Consider the following 14,161-nt stretch of genomic DNA (forward strand, 5'->3'; position numbering starts at 1 on the left):
AGCCCTCCAAGTTTCAACAGGGGGATCGGCAACGCCTTCCACCCGGGGTCTTGCGCGTCAATACCCTACTAAGTCTATAGTATTTACCGAGAAACAAGGAGATACGCATGCCCCAGCGACCCCTGCATTTCGCTGCCTTCGTGATGAACACCACCGGCCACATCATCCAGGGCACCTGGCGCCGGCCGACCGCGCGCCAGGCCGACTTCAACAGCCTTGATCTGTGGGTCGACCTCGCCAGGACCCTGGAGCGCGGCACGTTCGACGCGATCTTCTTCGCCGACGTGGTCGGGCTGTACGCGCCGTACCGTGGCGACGAACGCAAATACGTCGAGGCCGGCCTGCAGGTGCCGAGCAACGACCCCTCGGTCCTCGCCAGCGCCATCGCCTACGCGACCAAGCACCTCGGGATCGCCTTCACCGCGTCGATCCTGCAGGAGCACCCGTTCAACTTCGCCCGCCGCATCTCCACGCTCGACCATGCCAGCAAGGGCCGCGTCGCCTGGAACATCGTCACGAACTACCTGCCCAACGCGTCGCGCAACTTCGGCCTCGAAGGGCTGACGAAGCACGACGAGCGCTACGCGTGGGCCGACGAGTACGTCGACGTCACCTACAAGCTGTGGGAAGGCTCGTGGGAGGACGACGCGCTCGTCCAGGACCGCGAGACCGGCATCCACGCCGACTACGACAAGATCCACCGGATCGACCACGAGGGCCCCCGGTACAAGGTGGAAGGCCCGCACCTGGTGAGCCCGTCGCCGCAGCGCACGCCGCTGCTCTTCCAGGCCGGCGCGTCGGAGGCGGGCCGCACGTTCGCCGCGAAGAACGCCGAGGCTGTGTTCATCGTCGCGCCGAGCGTCGAGGCGGCCGCCCGCGACACCGCCGACATCCGCGCCCGCGCCGTCCAGCACGGCCGCTCGCCGCACGACCTGAAGTTCTTCCAGGGCCTGCACTTCGTCGTCGGCTCCAACGAGGAGGAGGCGAAGCGCCGCAGCGCCGAGCTCGACGAGTGGATCGACTACGACGGCCAGCTGTCGCACATGTCCGGCTCCATCGGCATCGCAGCCTAGATGGTGAACCTTGCGATGACGCGCGGGAAGACGCCCATCCGCCTTGGCGGCGGATGGGCTTAACCTGCCCTGCTCCGCAGGAGTTCCGTTTCCTCCCCGGCCTGAAGACCGGAGTATCCACGGAAGGAATCCGATGACCGACCTCAAGTTCCACTGGTTCCTGCCCACCAACGGCGGCGACGGCCGGCAGGTCGTCGGCGGCGGCCACGGCACCCCCGCCGGCGCCGCCGGCCGCCCGGCCTCCGTGCCGTACCTCGGCCAGATCGCGCGCTCCGCCGAGCAGCTCGGCTTCGAGGCGGCGCTCACCCCCACCGGGGCGTGGTGCGAGGACGCCTGGATCACCACCGCCATGCTGGCGAGCGTGTCGGAGCGGCTGAAGTTCCTGGTCGCGTTCCGCCCCGGCCTCACCTCGCCGTTCCTCGCCGCGCAGATGGCCGGCACCTTCCAGAACCTCTCCGGCGGCCGGCTGCTGCTCAACGTCGTCACCGGCGGCGAGAGTCACGAGCAGCGCATGTACGGCGACTTCCTGGACAAGGACGCCCGCTACGAGCGCTGCGGCGAGTTCCTGTCGATCGTCCGCGACCTGTGGTCCGGCAAGCCCGTCACCTTCGAGGGCCGGCACTTCCAGCTGTCCGACGCGGTGCTCGCGCAGATCCCCTCGCCGCTGCCGCAGGTGTACTTCGGCGGCTCGTCCCCGGCCGCCCTCGACGTCGCGGCCCGCCACGTCGACGTCTACCTCACCTGGGGCGAGCCACCGGCGGCCGTGGCCGCGAAGGTCGCCCGGGTCCGCGACCTGGCCGCCGCGGAGGGCCGGGAGCTGGCCTACGGCCTGCGGGTGCACACCATCGCCCGGGACACCGCCGAGGAGGCGTGGGCGGAGGCCGACCGGCTGCTCGCCGGCATCTCCGAGGAGCAGATCCGGCAGGTCCAGGACGGGCTGCGCCGCAGCGAGTCCGAGGGGCAGCGGCGGATGCTCGACCTCAACGGCGGCACCAAGGACGGCCTGGAGATCCACCCCAACCTGTGGGCGGGCGTCGGGCTCGTCCGCGGCGGCGCCGGCACCGCGCTCGTCGGCAGCCACCGGCAGATCGCCGACCTCATCGAGGAGTACGTGTCGGCCGGCATCACCGAGTTCGTGCTGTCCGGGTACCCGCACCTGGAGGAGGCGTACCGCTTCGGCGAAGGCGTCCTGCCCGAGCTGGCCGCCCGCGGTCTCTGGCGGCACCCCGCGCCACCTGCCGGGGCGACCGCTTCCGTGCCGTTCGGCGGGGCGGTGACCCGGTGAGCACGCTGCGGACCAACCAGGACCTCGACCCGGCCCGCCTGCGCGAGGTCTTCGGCATCTTCCCCAGCGGCGTCGTGGCCGTCGCGGCGCTGGTCGACGATGTGCCCGTCGGCCTGGCGGCGAGCTCGTTCACGTCGGTGTCGCTGGATCCGCCGCTGGTGTCGTTCTGCATCGCGAACACCTCGAAGACCTGGCCCGACCTGCGCCGCGCCGCCCACCTGGGCGTCACGATCCTCGCCGACCACCACTCCGCCGTCGCCCGGCAGCTCGCCGGCGCCGTCGACCGGCGCTTCGACGGCCTGCCCGTCACCGCCACCGCCGACGGCGCCCTCATCCTCGACGACGGCCTCGCCCACTTCGACACCACGATCTACAACGAGGTCCCCGCCGGCGACCACACCATCGTCCTGCTGCGGCTCAGCGCCGCCGGCCGGTCGGCCCTGCCCGACCCGTCGCCGCTCGTCTTCCACCGCAGCAGGTTCGGGCGTCTGGGCTTCTGAGCCGCGGCGCTCGAGGTGGCGCACGACGTCGGTGAGCTGGGGGTCGCCGACGCCGTGCACCCACGCGGCGAGCCGGTCGTGCTCCGCGGCGGGCAGCCAGCCGTGCCGGATGCCGCAGCCGGACCCGCGACATCGGGCCGTCCTGTCACTCCGGGACGTGCCGTGCGGGGGCGCGGCGGCGGCCGGTGCTGATCCTCTCCACGTGGCCGCAGTAGCACTCGAGAGCGAGCAGGACGCCGGTGTCGGTGTTGCGCAGGGCGCGGATGCGGCGCTCGGACAGCAGGACGCGGGACCCGTGGGTGGGGCAGTCGATGACGAACATGGTCTCAGCGTGCGCCCGGTGGCGTGATCACAACAGTGGCAGATCTGCGCGCGATCGCAGATTTTCTGCCATCATGGCGGCATGCATCATCCGTTCCGCAATGTCGCCGCGTACGTCCACCACGGCACCGGCGCGTTCGGGGCCGGGATCGTGAGCGAGATCTTCGGCTACGACCGCACGTCCCGGGGGCTGCCCGGGTTCGACTTCGCGGTCTGCACCGAGGAGCCGGGGCCGGTCGCCACCGATACCGGCCTCAAGCTGATGGTGGAGCACGGACTCGACCGGCTCGCCCAGGCCGACCTCGTCCTCGTCAGCTCGTGGGAGCACTTCGACGTCGCGCCGTCGCCGGCGGTGCTGGAGGCGATGAGGTCCGCGTACGAGCGAGGCGCGACCATCGCGGGCCACTGCACCGGCGCCTTCGTCCTGGCGTGCGCGGGCCTGCTCGAGGGCCGGCGGGCGACGACGCACTGGCGCTGGGCGGAGGCGATGGCGGCGCGCTTCCCCGACGTGCGGCTGATGCCCGAGGTGCTGTACGTCGACGAGGGGCGCATCGTCACCGGCGCGGGCGCGGCCGCCGGCGTGGACATGTGCCTGTACCTGCTGCGCCGCGAATACGGCGCGGCGGTCGCGAACGCCATCGCCCGGGACATGGTGCTGCCGCCGCACCGGGACGGCGGGCAGGCGCAGTACGTGGCGGCGGCGGTGCCGGCCGACTGCGACGACGAACGCCTCGGCGCGGTCCTCGGCTGGGCCCGGGAGAACCTCGACTCCCCGCTGACCGTCGAGGTCCTGGCCGCGCGGGCACTGATGAGCCAGCGCTCCTTCGCCCGCCGGTTCGCCGCCGCGACCGGGTCGACGCCGCACGCCTGGGTGCTGTCCCAGCGGCTGCACCGGGCCGAGGAGCTCCTGGAGACCGCCGACCTGCCGATCGAGGAGGTCGCCCGCCGCGTCGGCTTCGGCACCGCCGCCACCCTGCGCGAGCAGTTCGTGCGCCGACGCGGCGTCCCGCCCCGCGAGTACCGCAAGGCGTTCGCCTCCTGACTCCTCCTGCTCACGGCCGCACGGCTCACGCGGGCGGTCGTACGCGGGCGCTGAGGACGAGCAGCCACACCGCGTACGTCAGGAACAGCAGCCGAGGCGGCAACCCTTCCGGCGGGATCACGACCGACAGGGCCCAGTGCCCGGCCAGCCCGGCGAGCGGCAGCCAGGCCACCCGCCCCGGCACCGTGCCCTTGAGCAGCACCGCCGCGACGGGCAGCAGCACCAGCGCGCTCAGCCCGCAGACGACGTGCACGGTGCCGACCACCGAGAGCTCGGCCAGCGGCGTCACCACGGGATCGGCGACGAACACCCCCACTCCGGCCGTGCCCAGCGCACAGATACCGAGGACACCGAGCCCGGCCGCCCCGCTCCGCCCACGCACCGCCGGCCGGACCGCCACGAACAAGCACCCGTAGCTCCCCGCCGCGCACAGGAACGCCAGCACCGTCACCCACCCGAGCCGTCCGATCGCGTACTCGCTGACCGGCCGGCGCACCGGATCGATCTCCGGCCGCACGAGGACCGCCACCAGCAACAGCACCTGGTAGACGACGATCGCCACCGCCGAAACCCTGGCCGCCACCACCGCTTTCGCCACCCTCACAGCTGTCTCCCAACGCCGACGATCCGCACACCACGAACGTCGGAGCCGCCGCCGACAGCCGGACACGTTCTACGCTCCGGTGCATGATCGATCTCGCCGCGCGGTTCGCCCGGCTGGCCGCCGAACACGAGCACCGTCGGAGCGCGGCCCACGACCGGGTCGTGCACTGGGACTGGTACACCTGGCCCGGTCTGGACCCTCGCCCGCTGCACTTCGAGCGCGATCTGCTCCGCCCCGGCCGCCGGTTGGACGCCCGGCCGCCGCTGAACCAGAGCGTCCTGCGGATCGGGTTCGACGCCGAAGGCCGCGTCGCGGTCACCGACGAGCACAGCGGCTTCCTGCGCGGCCGCCGCACCTCCGAGACGTTCACGCACCATGACGGCGACGTCGTCGAGTCGGCGCACTTCGACAACGGCGGGCGCCCCGTCTTCCTGCACGAGTACCGCTTCGTGGACGGCCTGATGCGCTCGGCCGACATGGTGACCCGCCACGGGCACGAACGGGAGACCTACGAGTACACGGACGGGCGCGTCACCCGCGTCGAGATCTCGCACAACGGGCGGCCGCGGGCGCGGCTGGCGGCCGAGCACGACGCGGACGGGCTGGTCCGCATCGTCGAGGCCGCGCACCTGCGCAAGCCGGCGGAAGTGCGCTACGAGCGGCCACCCGCCGGGTTCGACCTCGCCGTGGCGTGCCGGACCATCGAGGACGCGCTCGTCGCCGCGATCCCACCGACCGTCGCGCGGCTTCCGCTCGACGGCGCCGCGGACTGTGTCGCGCTGAGCTACTTCCTGGCCGAGACGCTGAACATCGTTGTCCACGCGGCGACGGCCGACGAGCGCGCGGCGCTCGCGGCGACCTACGACGCCGACGCCGCCTGGTCCGCGGAGGACTTCGAGGCCAACACGCCCGTCGACACCGACATCGACGGCATCCGGATGGTCCGGCAGGAGCTGGCGCTGCGCAACGCCGACGACCCGGGCTCCGGCACCGAACTGGCCCGGCGGCTGCTGTGCGCCGTCGCCGCCCGGCTCAACCACCGCGACTGGTCGGACACCCTGCCGGTCACCGACGACTTCGTGGTGTACCCGGTCGATCTCGAACTGGAGTACCTGCATCAGAACCTGACCGACTGCGTGCCCCCGGCCCGCCTCGCCCACCTGCGTGAACGTCTCCGACTCGGCGGGACCACAGTCGACTGAGCATCAGGTGGTGATCTCGCCCTCCCAGAGCTTGAGCGTCAGCGGCCGGCCGTCGAGGTCCAGGCTGAGGCCGGTCGGCTCGTCGAATTCATCGCGGAGCAGTTCCAGGTGGGTGAGCGTTCGGGACATGACCGATGCGAACGGCGGCTCGGCTGACGCGTCCCGCGGCAACCATCGTCCGCCGTCGTAGTCGTAGTCGTAGCGATCGCGCCAGCCGTCGTCACCGGCGCTGGTTTCCGTGAGGCGTAGGGCCCAGTCGCTCCTGCCTTCGAGCACGAGGCCGCGGCCGTCGTCGAACACGAGCTTCACCGGCCCGACATTGACCTCGACGGGGTCGCCCGGCCAGTGCCAGGCCAGGCGCACGATGTGCACGGGCCTGCGACCGACCGGCGGGTCCATGTCCGGCTTAGGCGCGGAGCAGGGCCTCGGCGATGAAGAGGTCCTGCAGGGCGATGCCGGAGGAGTCGAAGACGGTGATCTCGTCGGGGGAGCGGCGGCCGGGGGCGCGGCCCGCGAGGACGTCGCCGATGGCGGTCACCGACAGGGTGCCCTCGGCGACGAGCGCGGCGACGTGCTGCAGCTCGCCGATGCGGACGGACTGGGAGGGCAGGTCGCAGAAGAGGCGGGCGGTGGTCAGCAGCGCGGGCGGGAGCTCCTGCTTGCCGGCGGCGTCGGAGCCCATGCTGGCCACGTGCGTGCCGGGCCGGACCCAGGCGGCGTCGAACAGGGGCGCCGTGGCGGTCGTGGCGGTGACGATGATGTCCGCGGCCGCGCAGGCCTCCTCAGCGGGAGCGAGCGTGCCGGTGAGGCCGCGGGCGGCGAGCCGGGACAGGAACTCCTCGCCATGTGCGGCACTGCGGGCGGCCACGAGGACCGTCGAGATGGGCCGCACGCGTGCGAGGGCCAGACACTCGTAGAGCGCCTGGTGCCCCGTTCCGAAGATGGCGAGTGTACGGGCATCGTCCCGCGCCAGCACGGAGGCGGCGACCGCGTCCGCGGCGGCGGTGCGGTAGGCGTTCACGACGCCCGCCTCGACGACCGCCTCGATGCGGCCGACGGACTGGTCGAAGAGCAGCACGACCGAGTTGTGCCTGGGCTGGCCCAGCGCGGTGTTGCCGGGCCAGTAGCTGCCGACCTTGACGCCGGCCAGCGAGGCGGACGCGCCGGACTTGACCGTGAACCGGTTCGCCGGGTCGGAGCCGTGGCAGGCGACGGCGGGGAAGACCGACGCCTGCGGGCCGGCGGCGGCGATCAGGGCCGAGCGCACGGCGGTGAACGCCAACTCCTCGGTGACGAGCGCGGCCGACTCGGCCTCGGGCAGGAACCGCATCGTGGTCACCATCCTCTGATTCGGGGCCACACGGCCTCGACGGCGCGGGAGCCCGGCCGGACCACGTGGTAGTGGTCGTGCTGCGCGGCGGTGGCGCAGGCGTGGTTGGGCAGGATCCGCACCCGGGAGCCGACCGGCAGGGAGGGCAGCGCGGCGGAGCTGCCGGGGCGGACGGCGAGGATGCCGTGCTCCTGGCTGGCGACGGTCATCAGCAGGTCGTCGTAGAGGGTGCCGTCGAGGTCGGCGACCAGCCCGTACCCCTGGTCGACGCGCTGGCGGGCGGTGCCGCGGTCCCGGGACATCGCCATCCAGCCGCCGTCGGTGAGGATCCAGCCCTTGTCGGGGCGGTGGCCGATGACGGTGGCGACCACCGTCATCGCCAGGTCCGACGGCGTGCACACGCCGATGCCGGCCATCACGAGGTCGAAGAAGAGGAAGTTGCCGGCCCGGACCTCGGTGACGCCGGTGAGGTCGGTCGCGAAGTGCGCGGTCGGGGTGGAGCCGACGCTCACCACCGGCGCCTCGAACCCGGCGGCACGCAGGAGCGCGGCGGCCCGCACCGCACAGTCACGCTCGTGCGATGCGGCCTCGCGGAGCGCGGCGTCACCGGCGGCGAAGTACGACTCGCCGGCGTGGGTCAGCACCCCGCGCGGCACGGCACCGCGCGCGGCGAGGGTGCGCGCGATGTCCGGCAGGGCCGGGCCGGTGGGCTGGACGCCGCCGCGGTGGCCGTCGCAGTCGACCTCGATCAGCGCGGGGACCCCGGCGGGCAGCGCGGCGGCCTGCTCGACGCTGTCGAGCAGCACGGTCAGGTCGACGCCCCGCTCCCGCAGCGCGGTCACCCGGGGCAGCTTGTGCGGCGCGATGCCGACGGCGTACAGGATGTCGCGGTACCCGGCGTCGGCGAACGCGGAAGCCTCGGCGAGCGTCGACACGGTGATCGGGACGGGCCGCCCGTCGCCGAGCATCGCCGCGAGGTCGACGGACTTCGTCGTCTTGACGTGCGCCCGCAGCGGCACGCCGAGCCCGGCGAGATGCTTGCTCAGGCGGTCGACGTTCGCCCGCACCACCTCCGCGTCGACCGCCAGGAACGGTGTCTGCGCGTCATCAAGCGTCAAGGGTGCTCCTCCGGCTCTCGGCGAGGTCGGCGTAGGCCGCGGACCGGGAGACCCCGAGCCGCGCGGCGACCCGGGGCACGGCGTTGCGGACGGCGAAGACGCCGCGCCGGTCCAGCGCGCGCAGGAGCGCGAGCCGTTCGGGCCGCGTCAGCGCCGCCACCGGCCTTCCCCGTGCCAGCTCCTCCGCTCGTACCAACGCGTCGACGACATCGTCGAAGTCGTCGCTGAACGTGGTGGCCGGCAGCTGCGCGGCCGCCGCGCCGGCCAGGGCGGTGAGCAGGTCGCCGGCCTGGCGCAGCGCCGTGACGTCGACGTTGACGCAGAGGGCGCCGAAGACGTGGCCGGCGCCGTCGCGCAGCGGCATGGTCGAGGACTTGACGATCCGGCCGTCGGGGGCGCGGGTGACGTAGTTGACGTCGTTGGTGGCGGCGTCGCCCTGGGCGAGCACGGCCAGGCCGATCTCGCTGATCGCGCCGCCGGCCTTGCGGCCGGTCACCGAGCCGGCCACCGCGACGACCGACTGCTCGCCCCGCCGGTAGTCGTGCAGCACGACCTCACACGTCGGCCCGAACGTCGCGGCCAGCCCGTCGATGACCGGCAGCAGCGCCGCCAGGATCGCGTCCGCTCCTGCATCCACCGGCTCATAGTAGACGTCCAGCTTCTGGACGAAAAGTCCGAGCGCGGGTTTCGATCTCTCGGGGGGTGGGAATGGCGCCACCATGCGTCGTCGCCCACCGTGGTTCGTCATTCGCAAGCAGCGCCGGCAGGGCGCGGGCGTAGGGTGACCGACGTGGACTCCGAAGACCGGATCGCGCTCTTCCTCGACTACGAGAACCTGGCGCTTGGCGCCCGGGATCACCTCGGCGGCATGACGTTCGACTTCCGGCCGATCGCCGACGCCCTCGCCGAGCGTGGACGGGTGGTGGTCCGCAGGGCGTACGCGGACTGGTCGTACTTCGACGAGGACCGCCGGATGCTGACCCGCTCGCACGTCGAGCTGATCGAGATGCCGCAGCGGATGGGCGCCTCGCGCAAGAACGCCGCGGACATCAAGATGGCGGTCGACGCGATGGAGCTGGCGTTCGAGCGCGACTACATCTCGACGTTCGTGCTGTGCACCGGCGACAGCGACTTCACCCCGCTCGTCGACAAGCTGCGCGGGCTCAACAAGCGGGTCATCGGCGTCGGCGTCGAGAAGTCCACGTCGGCGCTGCTGCCACCGGCGTGCGACGAGTTCCTGTACTACGACCGTCTCGAGGGCGTGGACGCGCGCTCGACCCGGACCCGCGGCGGTGGCCGGCCGGCGCGCCCCGCCGACGTCGAGCACCGCCGGGCCGACGCGAAGCCGGCGCCTGAGCCGGCCCCAGAACCGACCCCCGAGCCCGAGCCCGAGGTCGGCGACGTCGACGAACTCGCGGTGATCGTGGCGCAGACCGTCGCGGGCCTGCAGGGCAGCTCCGGCGGTGAGGTCACCGCCTCGACGCTGAAGCGGACCCTGCTGCGCAAGGACCCGACGTTCAGCGAGTCCGACTACGGGTTCCGCGCGTTCGGGGAGCTGCTGCGCCACCTCGCCGATCGCAATGTGATCGAGCTCGCCGACGGTCGCGCCAAGGGTGACCCCGAGGTGGCGCTGCCCGAGCACGGCGACCAGGAGGCCGGGTTCGCGCTGCTGCGGGCCGTGGTGCTCGAGGCCGGCGAGGGCGGCGCGGCCCTGTCGGGGCTGAAGAACCAGGTCCGGCGGGTCCGGCCGGACTTCAGCGAGAAGAAGCTCGGCTACCGCACGTTCCTGCAGTTCTGCAAAGCCGCCGCGACCGGCGGCGCGGTCCAGCTGCGCTGGAACCCCGAGGCGGACGACTACCTGGTCACCGCATCAAGTTAGCGCGCACATAGGCGGCGGTCTGGGCATTGACGCGATGGCATGTGAGCGATAACAATCGTCGCCACCCGCCTATAGACATGGACACCAGCAGATGAAGCATGCGGTCCGGCTCTTCGCGCTCCTCGTCCTGCTCGCCGCCTACGCCACCACCGTCGCGCAGCCCGCCCGGGCGGCGGTGACCGGCACGCAGGTGCCGGTGCCGCCACCGCCGATGGGCTGGGCCTCGTGGAACACGTTCGCCGCGAAGATCAACTTCAACGTCATCAAGGCGCAGGCCGACGCCCTCGTCTCGTCCGGCCTGGCCGCCGCCGGCTACAAGTACGTCAACATCGACGAGGGCTGGTGGCAGGGGACCCGGGACGCCGCCGGCAACATCACCGTCGACACCGCCGAGTGGCCCGGCGGCATGGCCGCGATCGCCGACTACCTGCACGGCAAGGGGCTCAAGGCCGGCATCTACACCGACGCCGGCCGCGACGGCTGCGGCTACTACTACCCGACCGGCCGCCCGGCGGCGCCCGGCAGCGGCAGCGAGGGCCACTACGCGCAGGACATGCTGCAGTTCTCCCGCTGGGGGTTCGACTTCGTCAAGGTCGACTGGTGCGGCGGCAGCGCCGAAGGGCTCGACCCGCAGAGCACGTACCGCGCGATCAGCGCCGCCGTCACCAGCGCCGCCGCCACCACCGGCCGCCCGCTCGTGCTGTCCATCTGCAACTGGGGCGTGCAGAGCCCGTGGAACTGGGCGCCCGGCATGGGCGCGATGTGGCGCACCAGCACCGACATCATCTACTACGGCCAGACCGCCACCCAGGCGATGGTCCTCAACAACTTCGACCAGGGCCTGCACCCCGCCGCCCAGCACACCGGGTACTACAACGACCCCGACATGATGATCGCCGGCATGCCCGGCCTGACCGCCGCGCAGAACCGCACCCACATGGGCCTGTGGGCGATCTCCGGCGCGCCCCTGCTCATCGGCGACGACCTCGCCACGATGGACGCCACGACGAGGGCGACGCTCGGCAACGCCGAGGTGATCGCGGTCGACCAGGACCCGCGCGGACTGCAGGGCGTCAAGGTCTCCGATTCGCAGGGGCGGCAGGTGTACGGGAAGGTGCTCGCAGGCTCCGGGCGACGCGCCGTGCTGCTGCTCAACCGGGCCGCCACGGCCGCGGCGATGACGGTCCGCTGGACGGACCTGGGCCTTGCCGCGACCTCCGCCTCGGTCCGCGACCTGTGGTCCGCGCAGAACGCCGGGAGCTTCACCTCCTCGTACACCATGAACGTCCCGGCGAACGACGCCGTGCTGCTGACCGTCACCGGCACCGAGGCCGCCGCGACCACCTACGAGGCCGAGGCGACCGGGAACACCCGCACGGGCGCGACGGTCGTCGCCTGCGCCGGCTGCTCGGGCGGCGCCAAGGTCGGTGGCGTCGGCAACGGCGGCACCCTGCGCTTCAACGCCGTCGCCGCGCCGTCCGCGGGCCTCGCCGTGGCGACCATCGCGTACACCAACGGCGACGCCGCCACGCGCACGGCGACGCTGCAGGTCAACGGGCAGCCGCCGACGGTCGTCGCGTTCCCGCCGACCGGGTCGTGGACCACCGCCGGCACCGTCTCCGTCATCGTGCAGCTGACCGCCGGCTCGGCCAGCACGCTCACGTTCTCCAACGCCGCCGCCTGGGCGCCGGACCTGGACGCGATCGAGGTCCGCCAGCTGGCGGCGGCGCCCGCGACGGTGCGCGTCCAGGGCGTGCAGTCCGGCCGGTGCCTGGACGTCAACAACTCCAGCACCACCAACGGCGTGCAGCTGCAGCTGTGGGACTGCAACGGGCAGGGCAACCAGGCCTGGACCCTGACGCCGGGCCGGCAGCTGACGGTGTACGGCACCAAGTGCCTGGACGCCTACAACAGCGGCACCGCGAACGGCACCGCCGTCGTCATCTGGGACTGCAACGGCCAGGCGAACCAGCAGTGGAACGTCAACGCCGACGGCACCATCAGCAGCGCGCAGTCCGGCCTGTGCCTGGACGCCAGCAACCGGGGCACCGCCAACGGCACGAAGATCATCCTGTGGGCGTGCGGCACGGGCACGAACCAGCGGTGGACCCTGTCGTAGGGTCGATGGTTCACGCACCGGCCGAGGGGTAGTAGCCGCCCCGAGGAGGTGTTACGTGGCCGCATCGGAGGACCACTGGCCGTGGCGGGCGGCCGTGGCGGACCTGCTCCAGCGCGACCGGCTCGCCCAGCCGGACCAGCTGGCCACCGTGGTCGCCGCCGCGGCCGCGCCGCTCGGGCTGGACGTCTGGCTGTACCTGGTCGACCAGGAGCAGCGGATCCTGCTGCCGGTGCCGCGGCCGCCCGCGGTGTCGCCGCCGCCGCTCCCCGTCGAGTCCACCGCGGCCGGACAGGTGTTCATGTCGGTCCGGCCGCGGTCGTCCACGGTGGACGGGCGGGCACGGCTGTGGATGCCGCTGCTGGACGGCACGGAGCGGCTCGGCGTGCTGGAGTTCGTGCCCGCCGGCGGGTCCGTCGACGATCCTGAGCTGCTGTCCGGCTGCGACCTGTTCGGCCAGCTCGTCGGGCACCTCGTGGCGACGAAGATTCCCTACGGCGACGCGCTGCTGCAGGTGCGCCGGCAGCAGCGGATGTCCGAGGCGTCGGAGCTGCTGTGGCGCCTGCTGCCGCCGCTGACGTTCGCCTGCGACCGGGCGACCGTCGCCGCCGTCCTCGAGCCCTGCTACCAGGTCGGCGGCGACGCGTTCGACTACGCGGTCAACGGGGGGACGCTGTTCCTCGCGATCTTCGACACCGCCGGCCACGAGCTACGGGCCGGGCTCGGCACCGCCGTGGTCATGTCCGCGATCCGCGCCGCCCGCCGCGGCGGCGACGGCATCGCCGCGATGGCCCTCGCCGCCGATCGGGCGCTCGAGGAGCACCTGCCGGAGCTGCGGTTCACCACCGGGGTCCTCGCCGAGCTCGACCTGGACTCCGGCCGGCTGCGGTATGTCAACGCAGGCCACCCGCCGCCGCTGCTCATCCGCAAGGGCAAGGTGCTCCGCAGCCTCGGCGGCGGCAAGCGGCTCCCGCTCGGCCTCGGCGAGGCGACGATCGAAGGCCTGGTCGAGGTCGCCGAGGAGCTGCTCGAACCCGGGGACCGGCTGCTGCTGTACACCGACGGCGCCACCGAGGCGTTCGGCCGCGACGGCCGGCTGTTCGGCGTCGAGGGGCTCGTGGACCTCGTCGAACGCGACACCGACGACCTGGCGGCGCCCGAGACGCTGCGCCGGCTCTGCCACACCGCGCTGACGCACTACGAAGGCACCCCGACCGACGACGTGACGCTGCTGCTGGTGGAGTGGGCCGAGGACGCCGCACGGCGGATGCTTCCCCTCGCCATGCGGCCGGGGTCGCCGTGACCGGCACCGCGGAGCTGTGCCCACCGCTGCCGGCGGCGCTGCAGGTCGAGATCACGTCGGCCTGCAACCTGCGGTGCGCCATGTGCCTGGTCCGGTACCGGCCACCCGTCAACAAGATCAGCGGGGCGATGCCGCCGGCGATGTTCACCCGGCTCGTCGACGACCTGCCCGACCTGCGGCAGCTGACCCTGCAGGGCCTCGGCGAGCCGCTGCTCGCACCGGACCTGCTGCCGATGATCCACCACGCGAAGGCGCGGCGTCCGGGTCGGGTTCAACTCCAACGCGACCCTGCTCAACGCCGCCCGGGCGGCGGAGCTGGTCGACTCGGGCCTCGACTGGCTGCACGTCTCGCTCGACGGCGCGGACGCCGGCACGTTCGAGGCGATCC

General features: G+C 72.7%; 14 protein-coding genes. 8 read left to right on the forward strand and 6 right to left on the reverse strand.

The window, feature by feature from the left end; genetic code table 11:
* Positions 1-107 precede the first annotated feature (107 nt).
* The 3 genes from ACFY3L_RS51320 to ACFY3L_RS51330 all read left to right on the forward strand — a co-directional run bounded on the left by ACFY3L_RS51320 (position 108) and on the right by ACFY3L_RS51330 (position 2,858).
* Entirely contained in the window at positions 108-1,073 is a 966-nt protein-coding gene (locus ACFY3L_RS51320) for an NtaA/DmoA family FMN-dependent monooxygenase (RefSeq protein WP_389342161.1), read from the forward strand.
* A 133-nt stretch (positions 1,074-1,206) separates the two neighbouring features.
* Positions 1,207-2,358, forward strand: a complete 1,152-nt coding sequence (locus ACFY3L_RS51325; protein ID WP_389342164.1) for an LLM class flavin-dependent oxidoreductase — start codon at positions 1,207-1,209, stop codon at positions 2,356-2,358.
* Positions 2,355-2,858 (forward strand): flavin reductase family protein, encoded by a 504-nt coding sequence (locus tag ACFY3L_RS51330; RefSeq protein WP_389342167.1) that lies wholly within the window; start codon positions 2,355-2,357, stop codon positions 2,856-2,858. The genes ACFY3L_RS51325 and ACFY3L_RS51330 overlap by 4 nt, the downstream gene beginning before the upstream one ends.
* Positions 2,859-3,003: 145 nt before the next feature.
* Here the strand turns inward: ACFY3L_RS51330 and ACFY3L_RS51335 are convergent, their stop codons facing one another.
* Positions 3,004-3,180 carry a hypothetical protein gene (locus ACFY3L_RS51335; RefSeq protein ID WP_389342170.1) on the reverse strand — a complete coding sequence of 59 codons (177 nt, stop codon included), beginning with the start codon at positions 3,178-3,180 and terminating at the stop codon, positions 3,004-3,006.
* An 81-nt stretch (positions 3,181-3,261) separates the two neighbouring features.
* Between ACFY3L_RS51335 and ACFY3L_RS51340 the strand changes: the two genes are divergently transcribed.
* Positions 3,262-4,221 (forward strand): GlxA family transcriptional regulator, encoded by a 960-nt coding sequence (locus ACFY3L_RS51340; RefSeq protein ID WP_389342173.1) that lies wholly within the window; start codon positions 3,262-3,264, stop codon positions 4,219-4,221.
* A 25-nt stretch (positions 4,222-4,246) separates the two neighbouring features.
* Here ACFY3L_RS51340 and ACFY3L_RS51345 read toward each other — a convergent pair whose 3' ends face one another.
* Complete coding sequence (locus tag ACFY3L_RS51345) at positions 4,247-4,825, reverse strand: DUF998 domain-containing protein (protein ID WP_389342176.1); 579 nt, start codon at positions 4,823-4,825, stop codon at positions 4,247-4,249.
* An 83-nt stretch (positions 4,826-4,908) separates the two neighbouring features.
* Between ACFY3L_RS51345 and ACFY3L_RS51350 the strand changes: the two genes are divergently transcribed.
* A complete protein-coding gene (locus ACFY3L_RS51350) occupies positions 4,909-6,027 on the forward strand; it encodes a hypothetical protein (RefSeq protein WP_389342179.1) in 1,119 nt (372 codons plus the stop codon).
* 3 nt (positions 6,028-6,030) lie between these two features.
* Here the strand turns inward: ACFY3L_RS51350 and ACFY3L_RS51355 are convergent, their stop codons facing one another.
* Genes ACFY3L_RS51355 through ACFY3L_RS51370 form a run of 4 tightly spaced genes read right to left on the reverse strand, consistent with a single transcriptional unit; the run spans position 6,031 to position 9,112 of the window.
* A complete protein-coding gene (locus ACFY3L_RS51355; RefSeq protein ID WP_389342182.1) occupies positions 6,031-6,399 on the reverse strand; it encodes a hypothetical protein in 369 nt (122 codons plus the stop codon).
* 34 nt (positions 6,400-6,433) lie between these two features.
* A complete protein-coding gene (locus ACFY3L_RS51360; protein WP_389342184.1) occupies positions 6,434-7,357 on the reverse strand; it encodes an ornithine cyclodeaminase family protein in 924 nt (307 codons plus the stop codon).
* Between the two features lie 5 nt (positions 7,358-7,362).
* Positions 7,363-8,475, reverse strand: a complete 1,113-nt coding sequence (locus ACFY3L_RS51365) for an alanine racemase (protein WP_389342187.1) — start codon at positions 8,473-8,475, stop codon at positions 7,363-7,365.
* A complete protein-coding gene (locus ACFY3L_RS51370; RefSeq protein WP_389342190.1) occupies positions 8,465-9,112 on the reverse strand; it encodes a transcriptional regulator in 648 nt (215 codons plus the stop codon). Before ACFY3L_RS51370 ends, ACFY3L_RS51365 begins: the two co-directional genes overlap by 11 nt.
* A 153-nt stretch (positions 9,113-9,265) precedes the next feature.
* Between ACFY3L_RS51370 and ACFY3L_RS51375 the strand changes: the two genes are divergently transcribed.
* The 3 genes from ACFY3L_RS51375 (at position 9,266) to ACFY3L_RS51385 (ending at position 13,773) form a co-directional block, all read left to right on the forward strand.
* Entirely contained in the window at positions 9,266-10,354 is a 1,089-nt protein-coding gene (locus tag ACFY3L_RS51375) for an NYN domain-containing protein (RefSeq protein ID WP_389342193.1), read from the forward strand.
* A 91-nt stretch (positions 10,355-10,445) separates the two neighbouring features.
* The gene (locus ACFY3L_RS51380; RefSeq protein ID WP_389342196.1) at positions 10,446-12,473 is read left to right on the forward strand and encodes an RICIN domain-containing protein; all 2,028 of its coding nucleotides are present in this window, start codon (positions 10,446-10,448) and stop codon (positions 12,471-12,473) included.
* 55 nt (positions 12,474-12,528) lie between these two features.
* Entirely contained in the window at positions 12,529-13,773 is a 1,245-nt protein-coding gene (locus ACFY3L_RS51385; RefSeq protein WP_389342199.1) for a PP2C family protein-serine/threonine phosphatase, read from the forward strand.
* The last annotated feature ends 388 nt before the right edge of the window (positions 13,774-14,161 follow it).

The sequence above is a fragment of the Dactylosporangium sp. NPDC000521 genome (assembly GCF_042898305.1).
Taxonomy (GTDB): Bacteria; Actinomycetota; Actinomycetes; order Mycobacteriales; family Micromonosporaceae; genus Dactylosporangium.